Source organism: Polyangiaceae bacterium (assembly GCA_020633235.1).
In the GTDB taxonomy this organism is placed as follows: domain Bacteria; phylum Myxococcota_A; class Polyangia; order Polyangiales; family Polyangiaceae; genus JACKEA01.
On record JACKEA010000002.1, the window covers coordinates 590,741 to 608,429 of the forward strand.

At 68.5% G+C, this 17,689-nt stretch carries 17 protein-coding genes; 6 read left to right on the plus strand and 11 right to left on the minus strand.

All coding sequences use genetic code 11. The features are described 5' to 3' along the window. Positions 1–16 precede the first annotated feature (16 nt). A complete protein-coding gene (locus H6717_13125; protein MCB9577958.1) occupies positions 17–892 on the minus strand; it encodes a polyphosphate kinase 2 family protein in 876 nt (291 codons plus the stop codon). A gap of 163 nt (positions 893–1,055) precedes the next feature. Between H6717_13125 and H6717_13130 the strand changes: the two genes are divergently transcribed. Next, a complete protein-coding gene (locus H6717_13130; protein ID MCB9577959.1) occupies positions 1,056–2,066 on the plus strand; it encodes a hypothetical protein in 1,011 nt (336 codons plus the stop codon). Between the two features lies 1 nt (position 2,067). After that, complete coding sequence (locus H6717_13135) at positions 2,068–2,964, plus strand: DNA-3-methyladenine glycosylase 2 family protein (GenBank protein MCB9577960.1); 897 nt, start codon at positions 2,068–2,070, stop codon at positions 2,962–2,964. Here the strand turns inward: H6717_13135 and H6717_13140 are convergent. Then, positions 2,961–3,524, minus strand: a complete 564-nt coding sequence (locus H6717_13140; GenBank protein MCB9577961.1) for a hypothetical protein — start codon at positions 3,522–3,524, stop codon at positions 2,961–2,963. The genes H6717_13135 and H6717_13140 overlap by 4 nt on opposite strands. Then, a complete protein-coding gene (locus tag H6717_13145) occupies positions 3,517–4,326 on the minus strand; it encodes a hypothetical protein (protein ID MCB9577962.1) in 810 nt (269 codons plus the stop codon). Before H6717_13145 ends, H6717_13140 begins: the two co-directional genes overlap by 8 nt. A 169-nt stretch (positions 4,327–4,495) precedes the next feature. On the opposite strand from H6717_13145, the gene H6717_13150 reads away from it, so the two are divergent. Then, positions 4,496–6,250, plus strand: coding sequence for an aminotransferase class V-fold PLP-dependent enzyme (locus H6717_13150; protein MCB9577963.1), 1,755 nt, complete (start codon positions 4,496–4,498; stop codon positions 6,248–6,250). Between the two features lie 45 nt (positions 6,251–6,295). Further along, on the plus strand, positions 6,296–6,667 hold the full coding sequence (locus tag H6717_13155) for a hypothetical protein (GenBank protein MCB9577964.1): 372 nt from the start codon (positions 6,296–6,298) through the stop codon (positions 6,665–6,667). Positions 6,668–6,734: 67 nt separating this feature from the next. Here H6717_13155 and H6717_13160 read toward each other — a convergent pair whose 3' ends face one another. Beyond that, on the minus strand, positions 6,735–7,517 hold the full coding sequence (locus tag H6717_13160; protein ID MCB9577965.1) for a phosphatase PAP2 family protein: 783 nt from the start codon (positions 7,515–7,517) through the stop codon (positions 6,735–6,737). 319 nt (positions 7,518–7,836) lie between these two features. Between H6717_13160 and H6717_13165 the strand changes: the two genes are divergently transcribed. Beyond that, entirely contained in the window at positions 7,837–8,289 is a 453-nt protein-coding gene (locus H6717_13165; protein ID MCB9577966.1) for a CBS domain-containing protein, read from the plus strand. A gap of 76 nt (positions 8,290–8,365) precedes the next feature. Then, positions 8,366–8,728 carry a VOC family protein gene (locus tag H6717_13170; GenBank protein MCB9577967.1) on the plus strand — a complete coding sequence of 121 codons (363 nt, stop codon included), beginning with the start codon at positions 8,366–8,368 and terminating at the stop codon, positions 8,726–8,728. A gap of 216 nt (positions 8,729–8,944) precedes the next feature. Here the strand turns inward: H6717_13170 and ftsZ are convergent, their stop codons facing one another. The 7 genes from ftsZ to murD form a co-directional block, all read right to left on the minus strand. Then, positions 8,945–10,222 (minus strand): cell division protein FtsZ, encoded by a 1,278-nt coding sequence (ftsZ, locus tag H6717_13175; GenBank protein ID MCB9577968.1) that lies wholly within the window; start codon positions 10,220–10,222, stop codon positions 8,945–8,947. A gap of 142 nt (positions 10,223–10,364) precedes the next feature. After that, the gene (gene ftsA / locus H6717_13180) at positions 10,365–11,633 is read right to left on the minus strand and encodes a cell division protein FtsA (protein ID MCB9577969.1); all 1,269 of its coding nucleotides are present in this window, start codon (positions 11,631–11,633) and stop codon (positions 10,365–10,367) included. A 115-nt stretch (positions 11,634–11,748) separates the two neighbouring features. Further along, positions 11,749–12,609, minus strand: coding sequence for an FtsQ-type POTRA domain-containing protein (locus H6717_13185; protein ID MCB9577970.1), 861 nt, complete (start codon positions 12,607–12,609; stop codon positions 11,749–11,751). Then, entirely contained in the window at positions 12,606–13,988 is a 1,383-nt protein-coding gene (locus H6717_13190) for a UDP-N-acetylmuramate--L-alanine ligase (GenBank protein ID MCB9577971.1), read from the minus strand. The genes H6717_13185 and H6717_13190 overlap by 4 nt, the downstream gene beginning before the upstream one ends. Beyond that, positions 13,988–15,136 carry an undecaprenyldiphospho-muramoylpentapeptide beta-N-acetylglucosaminyltransferase gene (murG, locus tag H6717_13195; protein ID MCB9577972.1) on the minus strand — a complete coding sequence of 383 codons (1,149 nt, stop codon included), beginning with the start codon at positions 15,134–15,136 and terminating at the stop codon, positions 13,988–13,990. Before murG ends, H6717_13190 begins: the two co-directional genes overlap by 1 nt. Further along, positions 15,133–16,404, minus strand: a complete 1,272-nt coding sequence (ftsW, locus tag H6717_13200) for a putative lipid II flippase FtsW (GenBank protein ID MCB9577973.1) — start codon at positions 16,402–16,404, stop codon at positions 15,133–15,135. Before ftsW ends, murG begins: the two co-directional genes overlap by 4 nt. After that, a complete protein-coding gene (gene murD, locus H6717_13205; GenBank protein MCB9577974.1) occupies positions 16,401–17,681 on the minus strand; it encodes a UDP-N-acetylmuramoyl-L-alanine--D-glutamate ligase in 1,281 nt (426 codons plus the stop codon). Before murD ends, ftsW begins: the two co-directional genes overlap by 4 nt. Positions 17,682–17,689 lie beyond the last annotated feature (8 nt).

Here is a 17,689-nt window from a genome sequence, read left to right on the forward strand (position 1 = left end):
TGGCTGGGACGCGGGCTCACTCCAAGAGCTCCGCGCGCCGTTCGAGCAGCTTCTTCCGCTCGTCCGCCGTCACGCTGGGGTACTTGAGCCCCATGCTCTTGAGCGTGCGCACGACGATGTCCGCCACCACGCGTCGCATGAAGGGCTTGTCGTCCGCCGGGATCGAGTACCACGGCGCCCACGGCCGGCTCGTCTGGTTGAGGGCCTCCTCGTAGGCATCCATGTACGCGTCCCAGTGCTTGCGCTCTTCCACGTCCGTCGCGGAAAACTTCCAGTTGGCTTCCGGATCGTCGATGCGATCCAGAAACCGCTGACGCTGCTCGTCCCGAGATACGTTGAGCCAGAACTTCAGCACGCGGGTGCCGTTGTCGACCCAGTGCTTCTCGATCGAGCGAATGGAGTCGTAGCGCTGCTTCCACAGCTTCTTCTCGTCGATCGGCTCGGGCAGCTTCTGATAGCGGAGGAACTCCGGGTGCACGCGCACCACGAGCACCTCTTCGTAGTGGCTACGGTTGAAGATGCCGATGCGCCCGCGCTCGGGAAGGGCGCGGTAGATGCGCCACATGAAGTCGTGATCCAGGGCTTCTTCCGACGGCTTCTTGAAGCTGTACACCTGGCACCCGGCGGGGTTCACGCCGCTCATCACCGCGCGGATGGTGCCGTCCTTGCCGGCCGCGTCCATGGCCTGGAACACGAGCAAGAGAGAGTAGCGATCGTGCGCGTAGAGCTGCTGTTGCAGCTCCCGCATCTGCTTGATCTGTTTCTTCAGCTGCTTCTTGTTCTGGTGCTTGTCCGCCATGCTCTTGGGCGGCTGGGTCTTGGCCTTGTCCACCCGAAAGCTGCCGTCGAAGGGCACCAGGTACGGGCTTTCCACGGGTTCGTGCTTCGCCATGCGGGTCACAGTACTGAGCCGCCCCGCGACTCACAATCCTTCGCTTTGCAGGCGAAGGTCGGCCGCGGCGCGGAGCCAGCGCGCCGCACCGACATTCAGCTGCTCGGGGAAGCTCTCGGGGCGTGTGCTTGACGCCGATTCGGGAGAGTGCGACCGGCAAGGCATGCGCCGGTTGGAACAGGCAGCCTGGATCGCCCTCGCGGCCCTCGGCATCGCGCTCCCCATGGCGTGCGGCTCTCGAACCGGGTTGCCCGATCGCGCCTCCGCGGACGCCAGCACCGGGCAGGACGCGGGCTTCGATCACAGCGTGCCCCCGGTGGATGCCTCCGAGGATCAGGACGCCGCGGACGCCGACGACGGCGACGGCAACGTCGTGTTCAAGGACGTGAAGTTCGACGGCCTCGCGCCCTGCGATCCCAACGCCCTGTTCGTGTACCTGGTGACGGAGGAGTCGACACTCTATCGCTACGATCCGAGCAAGGGCACGCTGTTCAACGTGGGCAAGCTCGACTGCCCCACCAACGGCTCGCCGTTCTCCATGGGCGTGAGCCGCTCGGGCATCGCCTACATCCTGCATCGGCCGCTGTCGCCCACGGGCTCGAACCCACCCGGGCAGCTGTACGCCGCCAGCGTGGAGACGGCCGCCTGCGTGGCCACCGAGTTCGTCCCGGGCCAGCAGGGCTTCGGCCTGTTCGGAATGGGCTTCGCGCTGGACGACGACGGCATGGGAGAGACGCTGTACGTGGCAGCCGGCAGTCAACCGGCGAATCAGGTCAACGGTCTCGGCAGCATCGACCTGACGACCTACGGCCTCGATTTCGTCGGCCCCTTCATAGCGGCGCCGGGCGACCGCATGGAGCTCACCAGCTCCGACGACGGCAGTCTGTACGGCTACTTCGTGGACTCGAACAGCACCGGCGGTGGCTCGGTGGTGAGCATCGACAAGCACACCGGCGCCATCCTCGACGTGGTGCCGGTCTCGGTGCAGGGCGACGCCAGCGCCTTCGCCTTCGCCTATTGGGGCGGGGACTTCTACATCTTCACGGCGCCGTTGAACGGCAAGACCACCATCACCCGCTACCGACCGACGGACGGCACGCTGAAGGTGGTCGGCAGCGTGCCCCAGGCCGTGGTGGGCGCCGGCGTCTCCACCTGTACGCCCAGCAAGAGCTGACATGGCGCGGGAGCACGGGACGCGGCGCATCGAGCCGCCGCTTCCCGTCAGCCTCGACCACACGCTGGATCAGCTCTGGCGGCGCGGGTCGGACCCTTGTACCGGCAGAGACCCCGACGGCAGTTGGTGGCGCACGCTGCGCACGCCGAGCGGCGCCGCGACGCTGCGACTCGCCGCGGACGACGGCGGCGTGTCGGCGGAAGCTTGGGGGCCGGGGGCCGAGCAGGCGCTGGAGCTGGCGCCGGAGATCATCGGCGCCAGCGACGACATCACGGGCTTCCACCCGACGGGCGTCCTCGCCGAGATCCATCGGCGCCATCCGGGCGCGCGCATCGTGAAGACCCACGCCGTGTGGCACGCCACCCTGCTCGCGGTCCTCGAGCAGAAGGTCGCCGGAAAGGAGGCCCTGGCCGCCTACGTCGGGATCTGTCGCGCGTGGTCGGAGCCCAGCCCCGGCCCGCGGCCGATGCTGCTCCCGCCGGCGGCGGAGGTGATCGCCGAGCTACCCTATTTCGAGCTGTCCCGCTTCGGGGTCGAGCGTCGCCGGAGCGAGACCCTCCGGCGCCTCGCGGCGCGCGCGCGGGAGCTCGAGGCCCTCGGGTTGCGCGACGCGCGGGCGTATCTGGAACGCTTTCCCGGCGTGGGGCCGTGGACCAGCGCGGAGATCGCCCGGGTCGCCCTGGGTGACGCCGACGCGCTCTCCGTCGGCGACTACAATCTGCCGCACCTGGTGGCGGTGAACCTCACCGGCGAGCCCCGCGGCGACGACGCGCAGATGCTCGCCCTGCTGGCGCCCTACGCCGGACATCGCGGCCGCGCGCAACGGCTGCTGGAAGTGGGCGGTCGCCCGGCGCCGCGCTTCGGCCCGCGACGCCGGCTCCGAAGCTGGCACCGCTAACGCCGGCCGGGGGCGTAGGTGCTGCAGCGGATGGCGTCGAAGGTGTCGTACCGGATGTCCGCCACGTCCAGCGAGGTGCCGGAGGCCGCGGCGTCGATCTCGAGCTCCACCACGAAGCCGTCGAAGGTCCCGCCTCCGTTGATCGAAGCATCCGGCACGAAGGTGCCGACGCGCACCCAGTCGTAGCTCCGGGGCACGATGGTGGTCCGTTCGTCGATCACGGTGCGGGTGCAGCTGCCGTTCGTGCAGTCCTCCCGCAGCAGGCGCGCATGGAGGGTGCCGTGACCTTCCGCCAGCACCTCCGCGTCGAAGGAGTCCTGCGTCGGATCGCTGAAGGTGGGCAGCGGAATGTCGAGCTTGGCCGGGCCCGGCCCCAGCTGATAGCCGATGCTGTCACCGGTGAGGCCCGTGACCTGCTGGGCGGCGCCGCTGGTCTCGCACTCGCCGCCGCCACAGGCGTCGTCGAGCAGCCGGGTCTGACTCTCCACGTTCGAAGAGCAGGCTCCGGCGGCCGCGAGCCCCAGGGTGAGGATGGCCAAACGGCCGCGAAGGCTAGCCATTGAACACTCCCGTGAAGGTGAAGAAAGTACCGCCTAGATCGTAGCGCCGCCCGACGTCCCCGGGCGGATCCACCCGACAGCGGAGCAGCACGAGGCTCATCCCAACGTGCGCGTCGGGGAACAACAGGGACGCCGCACCGCCCCACAAGAAGCCGGATTGCGACTTGGAAGACCCTCCGCCGGCGAAGTCGAGAGAGCCCCAACCGATGCCCAAGCGCGGCGCAATCACACCCACGATGGGCGCGTCTCCCGCGAGCACCAGGGGGACCTCGCCGCCGGCGTAGAAGTCTTCGACGTTGAGCTCCGGTCCTCCCTGGTCCGGGGTGGAGCCACCGTCCGCGTAGCCGCCGAAGGCGCCCACGCCGAGGAAGGGCGACGGCAGGTAGTCGAAGCTGCCTCCGAGATAGAACATGGTGCCGATGGAGTAGCCGTCGGCCTCGATCAGATCCTTCTGCTCGCTGCCCGCCGAACCGCCGAGACCGATGTCGAGACGCACCAACCACTGCATCGGTTCCCGCGGCTCCTTCGCCCGCGGCGCTGCGGGGGCCGGCCCCGGATCGCGAGGCGCCGGATAGGGACCGTAGGCGGGCGCCGGGTAGTAACCGGGCGGTGGCTGGCCGTAGCCGTAGGCAGGCGGCGGCGCAGCAGCCGGCGGCGCAGCAGCCGGCGGCGGAGTTGGAGCAGGAGCGGGTGCTGGCGGCGCGGCCGTCGTCGCGGTCGGCGCAGCATCCACCGCTGGCCCATCGGGCGGCGGTGGCGCCGAGGTGGGCGCCGCCAAGGTCAGGAGCAGAGCCCAGCTCACGAGCAATGCCCCTGACTTTGGTGACAGCCTGTGCGGTTTCCGCCACAGCGCGTTTTGCGCGCGATCATCGAGCGTTTCTCCTGGTCTCGCTGCATCCCTCTGGCCTCCGGTGTCGGGCCGCCACGGAGTGCAAACCCGGTGCCAGACGCGCTACGCTCGTGAGCGTATCATGACTGCTTCTGCCGAGCGTTTGATCGAGACCATCCGCACTTCGATCATCGGAGACGACCAAGTGCTGGACGGTCCCTTCGGACCGCGCCGCGTGACCTACGCCGACTACACCGCGTCCGGGCGATCGCTGTCCTTCATCGAGGACTTCATTCGCAACGAGGTGTTACCGCGGTATGCCAACACCCATACCGAATCCAGCGGCACGGGGCTGCAGACCACGCGCTTTCGCGAGGACGCGCGGGAGATCATCCGGCGCTCCGTGGGCGGGGACGAGCGGGACGTGGTCATCTTCTGCGGCTCCGGAGCCACCAGCGCGATCAACAAGCTGATCGACGTGATGAACCTGCGGCTGCCCCGGGAGCTCGACGATCGCTACCGGCTGCTGGAGCAGATCCCGCCGGAAGAGCGCCCGGTGGTGTTCATCGGCCCTTACGAGCATCACTCCAACGAGCTGCCCTGGCGCGAATCGATCGCGGAGCTGGTCACCATTCCGGAGGATTCCGATGGTCGCATCGACCTCGACATCCTCGAGCGCGAGCTGTCCCGCTACGGGGATCGTCCGCTCAAGATCGGGAGCTTCTCCGCCGCTTCCAACGTGACCGGCATCGGCTCCGACACCCGCGGCATCGCCCGCTTGCTGCACGCCCACGGCGCGCTGTCCTTCTGGGACTTCGCGGCGGCCGGGCCCTACGTGAAGATCGAGATGAACATGCAGGACGAGGGGCCCGACGGCCACCTCGTGTACAAGGACGCCGTCTTCCTCTCGCCGCACAAGTTCATCGGTGGGCCCGGCACCCCCGGCGTGCTGGTGGCCAAGAAGAAGCTGTTCCGAAACCGCGTGCCCTCGCTGCCGGGCGGCGGCACCGTCGCCTACGTCAATCCCAAGGAGCACCGCTATCTGGACGACCCCGAGGTGCGCGAAGAGGGCGGCACGCCGGACATCGTCGGCGCCATCCGCGCGGGTCTCGTGTTCCAGCTCAAGGATGCCGTGGGCCACGACGCCATCCGCGCCCACGAGAAGGACTTCATCGATCGCGCCATCCAGAGTTGGTCCGAGAACGAGCACTTGGAGATCCTCGGCAACAACAAACTGTGGCGCCTTTCGATCGTGTCCTTCGTGGTGCGCCACGGCACCGGGTACTTGCACCACGACTACGTCGCCGCGCTGCTGAACGATCTATTCGGCATCCAGGCGCGGGCCGGTTGTTCCTGTGCAGGCCCCTACGGCCACCGTTTGCTGGGCATCGATCTCGAGACCAGCCGGGAGTTCGAACGCGAGATCGTGCTCGGCTGTGAAGGGATCAAGCCCGGCTGGGTGCGAGTGAACTTCAACTACTTCCTGTCGGAGAGCGTGTTCCAGTTCGTGCTGCGCGCGGTGCACATGGTGGCGAAGGAGGGCTACAAGCTGTTGCCGCTGTACAGCTTCGATCGCGCCACCGGCAAGTGGCGCCACCGTCAGGGTCGGCCGGAGCCGCCGTTGCGGCTGACGGACGTGAGCTACCAGGGTGGCAAGATGGAATACCGCTCGCGCCACGCCACGGAACCGGAGTGGGCCCTCGACGGCTACCTGACGGAAGCGCAGAAGCTGTTCGACGGCGCCGCGGACCAGGTCCGCGACCTCACCCTGGAGGACACGCCGTTGTCTCCGGATTTCGAGCACTTGCGCTGGTTCCCGCTGCCGGCCGAGGTGGCCGCGGAGCTGTCGGGCGAGGCGCCCAACGAGCCCCGCAAGAATCCGCTCCACGTCCGCTGAGAGAAAGCGGGAAGAGTCGGCCTGCGAAGGGCGTATAGCGGCGCGATGAACCAGTACCCCGCCCCCCAGCAGCAGCAGTATGCGCCCGCCCCGCAGCAGCAGTACGCAGCCGCCCCCGCCGGCATGGCGGCCCCCGCGCGGCAGCCGAAGCGCAACATCTTCATGATCCTGGGCGGCGGGTTCCTGCTGCTGATCTCCCTCGGCGTCGGCTCCGTGTTCGCGATGAACGCGTATCAGTACGCCACCGTCGCCGATCGTTGGGCCTCGGACTCACGCCTCTCCCCCATGGCCCGCGAGCTCGGCGTGCGCATCGTGCAGCGCGCCGCCATGCGCCGGATGATGATCTTCGGGCCCGTCAGCGGCGTGTTCGGTCTGGCCGGGTTGGTGGTCGCCGGTCTCGGCCTGCGCAAGAAGTAGCCCGCCGCCTGTTTCCATTTTGGTGTTGGTGCGGCGCGGAAACGGAGCTTCCGCGCCGGACCGACAATCAGAAGATCCCAGAAAGCGACAAGGACGCTCGCTCTTTGTCGACCTCCGGCGTCACGCGGACGGGCGTGTCGTGGAGCGCGGGGATCAAGGTACCAATGGACGCGCCCACCAGCGCGCCGGCCACCACGTCGCTCGGGAAGTGCTTGCCCGCCTTGACGCGGGAGATGCCGACGGTGGTGGCGACGGCGGTGCCCACGCCGAACACGGCCCAGGTGTAAGCGGAGCCGTGGTGACGCCGCTCCACCGTCCAGAACAACGACGTGGACAGAGCAAAGGACGCCGTGGTGTGGCCGCTGATGAACGAGAGCGCACCGTCCGGGCTCTTGCGCACGCTTTCCGGTGCCGAGGTTCCGTACACGAAGGGGCGAGCGCGGCTGGTGCTGAGGGTGGCCAGGGCCGAGAGCGCGACGGCGGTGACGGTGGACTCGTAGACGACGACCGAGTCGTTGAGCGCACTGAGAAAGCCTTCGTCCGCGCTGAGCAGGGGGATGGGCGCGACGAGCAGCACACCCGCGCCCAGGTCGCTCACGGTGTTCCAACGCGGCTCGTAGGTGCCCGCGTACGGGCGGTCCCAAGCGGCGAGGTCGCTCTTGTCACAGCCTTCGGGTGTGGTCGTGCAGTACGCGGGCGCCGAGCCCTTCGCCGTACGGAAGCTGCGACCCAGGGACAGCACTCCAGCGCTCACGAGCAGTGGTACGTCGAGCTGCCAGTACAGCTGATACGCGCGCTTGGGGGGCGCTTCCGGCTCGGGAACCACGGGGGTGAGCGGTGACGCGGGCACGACGTCCTCTCCACCTTCGTGGTGGGGCTCGGGGGGAATGGAGCCGAGCTCGGGAGGGACGGACTTGGCACGGTCAGGATGGACTTTCTCGACGGCGCCGGCTGGGCTGGTGAGCACGAGCGCAGCAACGAGGGCACCGAATGACACACGTAAAAAGGGCACGAAGTCGTCTTCAGCAAGTCACGTTCCGAAACGAAAGCGGCAGAAATGCGCTGTGCGGCGTCCAGTGCTCGGGTCGTTTCGCCACGACGAGCGCTGACGCCCGGGCAAGGGCGCACGTGGATCGAGAATTGCTGAGAGCGCTCAGCAGGAGGCAACGATGAAAGTGAAGAGCCTGATGACCCATCACGTTCACACGTGCACGCCGGAGGACACCTTGGCGCACGCGGCGAAGCTGATGTGGGATCACGACGTCGGATCCATCGTGGTCGTCGACGCGGAAGGCCGTGCCATCGCGATGATCACGGACCGGGACGCGTGCATGGCGGCCTACACCCAGGGTGTCCGGCTGGCCGACGTGGACGTCGCCATGGCCATGAGCCGAGACATCGTCACCTGTACGCCGGATACGTCGGTGTCGGAGGTGGAGACCATGATGCGGAACGCGCAGCTGCGCCGCATTCCCGTCGTCGGCTACGGTGACGAGCTGGTCGGCATCGTGACGCTGGGTGATCTCGCGCGCCACTCGCAGGAAAGGACGTTGGCGATGGCACTGGAAAGCCCGGCGCTGAGCCGTACCTTCGCCGGCATCGTCAGTCCCCGTCCGAGCTGACGGCGAGTCTTGCGCAGCGCCCGCCCAGCGCCGCAACCGTTGCGACCCGCGATAGCCGTCTTAAGCTGACGGTGGCATGACCATTCGCAACGGGTTTTCCACCGTCACCCCGTATCTCGTCACCGACGACCTCGACGGTCTGCTCGCGTTCATGCGGCACGCCCTCGGCGCGGAGGAGACGCTGCGCGCGCGTGGCAGCGGCGGCGGCGTCCACGTGGAGTTACGGGTCGGTGACTCGATGCTGATGGTGGGCGGCGCCAGCCGTCGCACGAGCGCCATGCTGTTTCTGTACGTCGACGATCCCGATGCGTGGCACGCGCGCGCTCTCCAGGCGGGCGCGACGTCGACCATGGCTCCGGCGGACACGACGGACGGCGAGCGGCGCGCCGGGGTGAAGGACGCCTTTGGCAACGACTGGTGGTTTGGTCGCCCGCAGTGAGCCAAGGGCGGGAACGCACCTGCCAACGCGCAACCCCTGAGCCACTGACGTTGCTCACGTCCTGACGACGACGGCTCACGGATGTGGAAATGCGAGCGTGATCGGACGCGCGCGAGTTTCCGCGGCGGACCGACAATAAATCGAACCCCTCCCCCTCTTGCGAGGAGGAGGGGCTCTCAACATACCAACGGAGGCTCGGAGGAAGTCTCTAATGGCTCAGCCAGAACCGCGTCGTTGGAACGCCGGAGTGTCCCAATCGTCGTGGTCGAGGCTGGAGGGGAAGGTGATGCGGTCGCGGACGGCCGGCAGCGCGGAGGAGTTGGCTCCCGCTTGCAGACTGGCGGCCAGAGCCGCCGGGCGACGCGTGGAGTAGGCCGGCGCGCTCTCGCGCTCCGGGCTCTTGCTGGTGAGGGCGGCGCGAGACGGCGGCGCGCTGGCGAAACCCTCGCGCAGAGCGTCGCGACGCGTGCCCTGCGGCACGGTGCGGGGCGCCTCGCGGGGGACCTCCACCGGGATCTCCTCGCCCAAGGCCTCGAAGCCCGTGGCGATGACGGTGACCTTGATGGCGTCGCCCATGGTCTCGTCGATGCTCGCGCCGAAGATGATGTTGGCGTCCTCGTGCGCCTGCTCCTGGATCAGCGAAGCCGCTTCCTGGATCTCGCGCATCTTCATGTCGGGCCCGCCCACCACGTTGATGAGCACGCCAGTGGCGCCCTCCACGCTGATGTTGTCGAGCAACGGCGAGGTGATGGCGTGCTCGGCGGCCAACCGCGCGCGGCCTTCGCCCTTGGCGCAGCCGGTGCCCATCAGCGCGCGGCCCATGCAGGCCATGACCGTGCGCACGTCGGCGAAGTCGACGTTGACGATGCCGTCCAGCGTGATGAGATCACTGATGCCGCGGACGGCTTGGTACAGGACCTCGTCGGCCTTGCGGAAGGCGTCCACGAAGGTGAGCTCGTCGTCCGCCAACGTCATCAGCTTCTCGTTGGGGATGGTGATGAGCGTGTCGACGTGCTCCGCGAGCATCGACAGGCCCTGATCGGCGCGCCGGGAACGCTGGCGTCCCTCGAAGATGAAGGGCTTGGTCACTACGCCCACCGTGAGCGCGCCCTCTTCCCGAGCGAGCTGAGCGATGACCGGCGCGGCTCCGGTCCCCGTGCCGCCACCCATGCCGGCGGTCACGAACACCATGTCGGCACCGGAGATGGCTTCCTTCAGCCGGGTCACGTCCTCGAGCGCCGCCTTGCGGCCGCGCTCGGGGTCGGCGCCAGCACCGAGGCCGCGGGTGACGCTGCCCCCGATGGGGATCTTCACCGCGGCGGCGTTGGCGTTGAGCGCCTGCGCGTCGGTGTTCACGGTGATGAACTCCACGCCCTCCAAGCCGAAGTGGATCATCGTGTTGATGGCATTGCCGCCAGAACCACCCACACCTACGACCTTGATCTTGGCCTGATACGTCTGGGTCTCGTCGGCAAATTCGATCGAGAAACTCATTGTTCGCCTTCCTCCCGGGTACGGCTACGCCGCATTCCGTTGTCTCGTGCCATCAGTCCCGGGGCTGCCTCTTCCCCTGAGTGGGACCGATTGGACTCTCTTCGTTACTCCGTTGGTCTCTTCAAACTCCTGCGAGCTCGCCTCAGAACGCTGCCCGAAGCCAGCTCCAGAATCCGCTCTTGCGAGGGGCGCTGCCCTCGTCCACCTCGGCCACCACCGGCGCGGGAGCCACGTGCTCGCCACGCGCGTAGGCGTCCGCCAGGTGCTGCGCGCCGTAGCGCACCAGGCCCACGCCGGTCGCGTACTGCGGGCCCTGCACCAGCTGCACGATGCCCTTCACCCCGATGGGGAAGCCCAGACGCACCGGCATGCCGAGCACTTCTTCCGCGCACTCGATCATGCCTTCCATCAGCGCCGCGCCGCCGGTCAGCACGCAGCCGGAGCTCACCTGCTCCAAGAGACCCGTCTCCTCGATGCGGCGGCGGGCCTCGCTGAAGATCTCTTCCACGCGCGGCTCGATGATGTCGGACAGCAGCCGGCGGGCGACCCGGCGCGGCGCGTGGCCGCCGACGCCCGGCACCTCGATCTCTTCGTCGTCGGAGATCATGCGCCCCAGCGCGCAGCCGTAGTTTCGCTTCAGGCGCTCGGCCTCCGCCATGGGCGTGCGGAGCCCGGCCGCCACGTCGCTGGTGATGTTGTTGCCGCCCGCCGGGATCACGCTGGTGTGCGCGATGCCGCCGTCCGCGTACAGCATCAGGTCCGTGGTGCCGCCGCCGATGTCGATGACGGCCACGCCGATTTCCTTTTCGTCCTCGCTGAGCACGGCGTCCGCGCTGGCCAGCGGCTCGAGCACCACGTCCGCCACGGAGAGTCCGCAGCGCTCCACGCAGCGAACCACGTTCTGGATCGGGCTGGTGGCCGCGGTCACCAGGTTGACGCGGGCCTGCAGGCGCACGCCGCTCATGCCGATGGGATCGCGAATGCCGTCCTGATTGTCGACCACGTACTCCCGCGGCAGCGCGTGGAGGATCATGCGGTCGGCGTCCACCGGAATGGCGCGGGCGCCCTCGAGCACGCGCTCGAGATCCATCTGGGTCACCTCGCGGCCGCTGATGGCGCACACGCCGTCGGAGTGAAGGCTGCGGATGTGGCTTCCGGCGACGCCGGCGTACACCGTGCGGATCTCCACGCCGGCCATGGTCTGCGCCGCGTCGATCGCCTCGCGAATGGACCGCACCGTCCACTCGATGTTGCTGACCACGCCTTTGCGCAGGCCGCGGCACGGGACGTTCCCGACACCGAGGATGGTGATCCCGTCGGAGTCCACCTCGCCCACCACGGCCGAAACCTTGGTGGTCCCGAGGTCGAGACCGACGATGATCTCCGGATTTTCGAGGGCGTGGCGAGTCATCGTTGAGTGGCTCCTCCTGGCCGCTTGGGGGACCCCTCGGGGGGTACGGCCGAAGTGGTCTCGACGCTGCCATGCACCCGATTTCGGGGCCAAATTTTCACGTGCGTTTCCGGGCTCATCGCATCCTCACCACCACCCGCTCGGGATGCGCTTCGCTGTCCAAGAAAATGATGCCCGGTACCCGCCCCTTGTGGGCCAGGCGGCCGATCACCCGCTCCGCCATCAGCATCTTCTTGCGCCAGGGTCCTTTGCCCAGATGCATCGTGATCGCGCTCTTGCCCGCGGTGAGCACGGCGTCCCCTCCGTCCGTCAGATGGACCTCCTGAGCGGGGTACGTCTTGCTCACGGTGATGCGCTCCCACTGGCGCAGGATCTCCAGGGCAATCCCGATGTGCTCCACCTCGCGCTTGCGGTCCCGCGCCAGCTCCTCCCCGGAGACGCCGGTGACGACGGGGAGGTCGAAGGGGTCGCCCTCTTCCAGGCGCTTGAACGGCTCCCCGCCGCGGGTCACCAGGTACATCTGGTCGCCGATGGCGGCGATCGCCGTGGCCTCGCGCTCGGACAGCTCCACCTTGAGCGTGCTCGGGAGCTCCCGCGCGATCTTCACTTCCTTGATCCACGGATCTTCCAGGACGCGACGCTCCGCCGCGGCGGTGTCGAGCTTGAAGATGTTGTCGCCGGGCTTCACGCCGGCCAGCGTCGCCACCTGCTCGTCGGTGAGCCGTCGGCTACCCTCGACATCGAGCTTCTTGATGGCGAAGCGCGGCGTGGTGAGGGCGTAGCGGTGCGCTCCCCAGGCCACGGCGCCGGAGACCGCGATCACCAACAAAATGCCGGCTCCCAGCTTGGTGAGGGACCACAGCGCTCGAAAGAAACCGGGCTCGCCGCCGTGCTTCGGCGGCTCGCTCTGACCGGGAACGAAGGGCTCTTCGGCCGGGGCCGAAACGTGAGCGCCGTGTCGAGGCTTCTGCTTCATGGAGTCCCTCCCGTGATGTGCTGCTTCACGTCCTCTAGAACGCGATTGATGTCGCCGGCGCCGAGGGCGATCACCACGTCGCCGGGGCTCGAAAGCTCCGCGAGGCGCCGCGCCACGGCGGACTTGTCGGCGATGAACTCCACGGAGTGGTGGCCGTGCTCCGAAATGCTCTTGGCCAGGTGCTCGGCCGTGATGCCTTCGATGGGGGCTTCCCCGGCGGGGTAGATGTCCGTGAGGACGAGCTCGTCCGCACCGTTGAAGGCCAGCGAAAACTCGTCGAACAGATGCTGCGTTCGCGAGTAACGGTGCGGCTGAAACGCGACGATCACGCGGCCGTCGAAAGCACGTCGCGCGGCCTCCAGCGTGGCGCGGATCTCCGCCGGGTGGTGGCCGTAGTCGTCCACCAGGGTGACGCCGTTCTCCACCGCCACGATGGAGAACCGCCGCGCGACGCCGTGGAAGGTCGCCAGCGCGTCCTTCATCACGTCCAGCGGCACCTCGAGCTCGTCGGCAACGGCGATGGCCGCCAGGCAGTTCTGCACGTTGTGCTGACCCGGCATTCGGATCGAGAACTCCCCCAGGGTCTGGCCGCGGCCGTAGGCCACGAAGTGCGTGACCACGCCGGCGCTCTTCACCGCACGGGCGTGGTAGTCCGCTTGCGGCGACAGGCCGTAGGTGACGTGGCGGCGTCGCACCCGGGGCAGCAGCTCCTGCACGTCCGGGTGATCCAGGCACAGCACGGCCAGGCCGTAGAACGGCACCTTCTCGATGAACTCCACGAAGGCGTCCTTGAGCACGTCGTGGCTGCCGTAGAAGTCGAGGTGCTCGGGATCGATGTTGGTGACGACGGCGATGGTGGGCGTCAGCCGCAAGAAGCTGCCGTCGCTCTCGTCCGCCTCGGCCACCAGCATGTCCCCCTCCCCGAGCCGCGCGTTGCTGCCCAAGGCTTCCATGCGGCCCCCGACCACCACCGTGGGGTCGAAGCCCGCGGCTCGCAGCACGGTGGCCACCAAGGACGTGGTCGTGGTCTTGCCATGAGAGCCGGCAATGCCGACGCCGTACTTCACGCGCATCAGCTCCGCGAGCATCTCCGCCCGCGTGATGACCGGCATGCCCAAGGCGTTCGCCTCGAGCATCTCCGGATTCTGCGGCGAGATCGCGCTGGAGTACACGACCACGTCCGCGCCCTGGACGTTCTCCGCCCGATGGCCGACGTCGATACGCACGCCGAGGCGCTTGAGACGGCGGGTGTTCTCGCCTTCGCGCAGATCCGAGCCCGATACGTCGAACTCGAGCGTTCGCAAGATCTCGGCCAGCCCGCTCATGCCGATGCCGCCGACTCCCACGAAGTGCACATGGCGCACGCGTCCGCGGAACATCAGAGCGTCGCCTCCCGCAGAGAGGAGCCGTCCTTCGGAGGCTCCCGATTCGACTCGCGATGCGTCTCCCCGGTGCGAATCCCCGCGAGCGCCAACAAATCCCGAGCCACGTGGGCCGCGGCGTCGGGCTTGCCGCGCCGACGGGCCTTGTCCGCCATCGCTTCCAGGAGTCCTTCCGTCGCGGCCAGACGATCGATCTCGTGGGCCAGTCGCTCGGGGCTGGCGTCGGCGTTGGCGACGCAGACCGCGGCGCCGTCTTCCACCAGGGACTCGGCGTTCACGCGCTGGTGATCCCCCGCCGCGTAGGGATAGGGCACCAGCAAGCTCGGTCGTCCGATGGCGCAGATTTCCGACACGGCGCTGGCGCCGGACCGGCCGATCACCAGATCCGCGGCGCCAATGGCCGCGGGCATGTCGTCGATGAACGGAACCACCTCGGCCACCGGCCCGGCCCCGAGCGCCGCGTAACGCTCGCGCACGACGTCCGCCTCGGCGCGACCGCACTGATGCACGACACGCACGCCGGTGCGAGCGCGGCCCAGCGCCTCCGGGACGGCCGCGTTCAGCGCCCGAGCGCCCTGACTGCCGCCCAGGACCAGCACGCGCAGTACGCCCTTTTCTCGAGCGTAGGGACGCGGCGCGAAGCCGTCGCGAATGGGAACCCCGGCACGCAGCACGGCGCCGCGGCGAAAGTGCGACTCGGCGCCCGCGAAGGCCGTGTACGCCCGATGCACCAGCGGCGCGAGCAAGCGATTGGAGAGGCCGATCACACTGTTGGGCTCCATCAACGCCAGGGGCACGCCCAGCGCGCGCGCCGTCAGCGACACCGGCCCCGCGGCGTAGCCGCCGATGCTCAGCACGGCGCGCGGCTGATGACGCGCCACGAGCTTCCGCGACTCCGGAATGGAGCCCGCGGCGCGCAGCGCGCCGGCAACGGCGCCCCGCAGCCCGCCGCCGCGGATGGGCAGCACACGCACCAGCTCGAGCTCGTACCCCCGCGCCGGCACGGCGCGGACTTCCATTCCGCGCTCGGTGCCCACGAACACCACGTGCACGTCCGGAGCGATCACCCGTAGCGCGTCGGCGACGGCGATCATCGGGTACACGTGTCCGCCGGTGCCCCCACCCGCGAAGAGGATCGTGCTCACGATGCCGCCTCCGCCGGCGCGCCTCGCGGCGCACGCTTCTTCTTCTTGTCGTCCTTCGGTTCCGAAGACGAGAACGCCGCCTCGCTCACCAGAACGGCGCTGGCCTCGGCCTTGGGTCCGCGCTCTTCTGCACGCACGTTCTGAGCGGCACCCACGCGCGGCCGCGAAATGTTGAGCAAGATGCCCATCGCTCCCGCGCTCACCAGCAGCGAGGAGCCGCCGTAGCTCACGAAGGGCAGCGTCAGCCCCTTGGTAGGCAGCATGGCCATGGCCACCGCCATGTTCACCAGCGCTTGCGCGCCGAACAGCACGCTGATTCCGAAAGCGACGTAGGAGCCGTAGTCGTCCTCCGCCTCCAAGGCGACCTTCACGCCCCGCGCGACGATCAACAGATACACGGCGCACAGCGCGAGGATGCCGAGAAAGCCGAGCTCCTCGCCGATGATGGCGCTGACGAAGTCCGTATGCGCTTCCGGCAGGTACAAGACCTGCAGCCCCTTACCCAGCCCGAGCCCGGTGACCTGACCGCTGCCGAAGCTCATCACCGACTGGAACGGCTGATAGGCGAGGTCCTGTCGATGCTCGGCCATGTTGAACCAGGCGAGCATTCGCTCCCAGCGATAGGAGGTGAACCGCACCAGCCAAGCCGCGGCGCCGGCGCCGATGATGGCGACGCCCAGGAGGTAGCCGAGGCGCGCCCCCGCCACGAACAGCAGCGTGAAGGTGAGGAACAACAGCACCACCGCGCCGCCGAAGTCCGGTTGCTTCAGGCACAGGAGCATCAGGCCGCCGGCGGTGATGAGATGCGGCAGCATGCCGATGGAGAAGCTCTTTACCTTCTCCTTCTTCTTCTCGAGGGAGTAGGCGAGCCACAACACCAACGCCAGCTTGGCTGCCTCGGACGGCTGAATGTTCACGGGGCCGAGCTTGAGCCAGCGCGCCGCACCGCCGCCCGTGTGCCCGAAGCCGATGACCGACAGCACCATCAGCAGCACTACCGCTCCGAGCACCGGATACGTCAGCGGGCGAATGCGGTGGTAGTCGATGCGCGAGACGATCCAGATGACGACCAAGCCGAGGCCGCCGTAGATCGCCTGACGCTTGAGGAAGTACTGCGGATCGCGGAACACGACCGTGGCCTCGATCACGCTGGCGCTGTAGACCATCACCACGCCGAAGCCGATCAGCGCGATCACCAAGGCCGCCAACACCGGATCCACGCCGCCGGTGCGGCGCAGCGGAGCCCAAAGGGTCTTCAGTCGATTCATGCGGACACCTCGTGGACGGCACGCACGAACGCATCGCCGCGGTCGGAGTAGCTCTTGAACATGTCGTAGCTGCTGCAGGCCGGGCTGAGCAGCACGGCGTCGCCCTCCTGGGCGAGCTCGCTGGCCTGCCGCACGGCGTCCTTCATGGTCGCCGCTCGATGCACCGGAAGAGTGTCGCCCACCGCCGCCGCGATGCGCTCCGCCGCCTCGCCGATCACCACCACCGCGCGGCCCTTCTCGGCGAGCGCGCTCACCAACGGCTCATAGGAGCCGAGCTTGTCGCGCCCCCCGGCGATCAGCACGCCCCGCGTCTCACTCAAGCCGCGGAGCGCCGTCACCGCCGCCCCCACGTTGGTGGCCTTGGAGTCGTCGTAGAAGCGCACGCCCTTCACGTCCGCCACCAGCGCCATGCGGTGAGGCAAGGGCTCGAAGGCCGCGAGGCCCTTGGCCACGGAGTCGGGTGAGACGCCCAGGGCTCGGCTGGCGGCGATCGCTGCCGCGGCGTTGTCCAGGTTGTGACGACCGTGGAGTCGCAGCGCGCCGAGGGAAAACACCTCGCCTGTGGCGCGCTCCGCCACACTGCGCTCGTTCACGGCGTAGTCGCCCGCCGCGCCGAAGGTGAGAACACGCGCCTCTCCGCGCTCGGCCTGCTGCCGACAGGCGGCGTCTGCTTCGGGAACGACGGCGAAGTCGTTCAGCGTCTGCCTCGTGAAGGCATTGCCCTTGGCGTCGGCATACGCCTGAAAGGACGCGTAACGGTCCAGGTGATCCTCGCTCACGTTCAGGAGCACGCTGACCCGCGGATGAAACTCGGAGACGCGCTCCAGCTGGAAGCTGGAGGCCTCGAACACCACCACGTCCCAGTCCCCGTCCGCCGCCTCCGCGGACGGCGTCCCCAGGTTGGCGCCGGCGAACACGCGAAGCCCGGCAGCCACGAAGATGTCCCGCACCAAGCTGGTGACGGTGCTCTTGCCGTTGGTGCCACCGATGCAGACGATGGGTCGAGTCACGAAGCGGGCGGCCAGCTCCAGCTCGCCGATGACCTCCGCCCCGGTGGCGTCGAGCTCGGGCATGGCTGGGACGCCCGGGGAGACCACGATCAGATCCTGGCCCCGGAAGTCCGTGCTCTCGTGGGGCGTGATGGGGATCCCCAGACCCCGCGCCTCGGGCGAGAGCTGCTCGGCGCTGGCGCGGTCCGTCCCGCTCACCCGCGCGCCACGGGCGAGGCACAGCCGCGCCGCGGCTACGCCGCTCTTGCCCAGTCCCACGACCAACACGCGCTTGC

Coding starts and splice junctions, on each gene's coding strand:
- H6717_13125 (MCB9577958.1), bottom strand. CDS start 892: ATGGCGAAGCACGAACCCGTGGAAAGCCCGTACCTGGTGCCCTTCGAC.
- H6717_13130 (MCB9577959.1), top strand. CDS start 1,056: ATGCGCCGGTTGGAACAGGCAGCCTGGATCGCCCTCGCGGCCCTCGGC.
- H6717_13135 (MCB9577960.1), top strand. CDS start 2,068: ATGGCGCGGGAGCACGGGACGCGGCGCATCGAGCCGCCGCTTCCCGTC.
- H6717_13140 (MCB9577961.1), bottom strand. CDS start 3,524: ATGGCTAGCCTTCGCGGCCGTTTGGCCATCCTCACCCTGGGGCTCGCG.
- H6717_13150 (MCB9577963.1), top strand. CDS start 4,496: ATGACTGCTTCTGCCGAGCGTTTGATCGAGACCATCCGCACTTCGATC.
- H6717_13155 (MCB9577964.1), top strand. CDS start 6,296: ATGAACCAGTACCCCGCCCCCCAGCAGCAGCAGTATGCGCCCGCCCCG.
- H6717_13165 (MCB9577966.1), top strand. CDS start 7,837: ATGAAAGTGAAGAGCCTGATGACCCATCACGTTCACACGTGCACGCCG.
- H6717_13170 (MCB9577967.1), top strand. CDS start 8,366: ATGACCATTCGCAACGGGTTTTCCACCGTCACCCCGTATCTCGTCACC.
- ftsZ (MCB9577968.1), bottom strand. CDS start 10,222: ATGAGTTTCTCGATCGAATTTGCCGACGAGACCCAGACGTATCAGGCC.
- ftsA (MCB9577969.1), bottom strand. CDS start 11,633: ATGACTCGCCACGCCCTCGAAAATCCGGAGATCATCGTCGGTCTCGAC.
- H6717_13185 (MCB9577970.1), bottom strand. CDS start 12,609: ATGAAGCAGAAGCCTCGACACGGCGCTCACGTTTCGGCCCCGGCCGAA.
- H6717_13190 (MCB9577971.1), bottom strand. CDS start 13,988: ATGTTCCGCGGACGCGTGCGCCATGTGCACTTCGTGGGAGTCGGCGGC.
- ftsW (MCB9577973.1), bottom strand. CDS start 16,404: ATGAATCGACTGAAGACCCTTTGGGCTCCGCTGCGCCGCACCGGCGGC.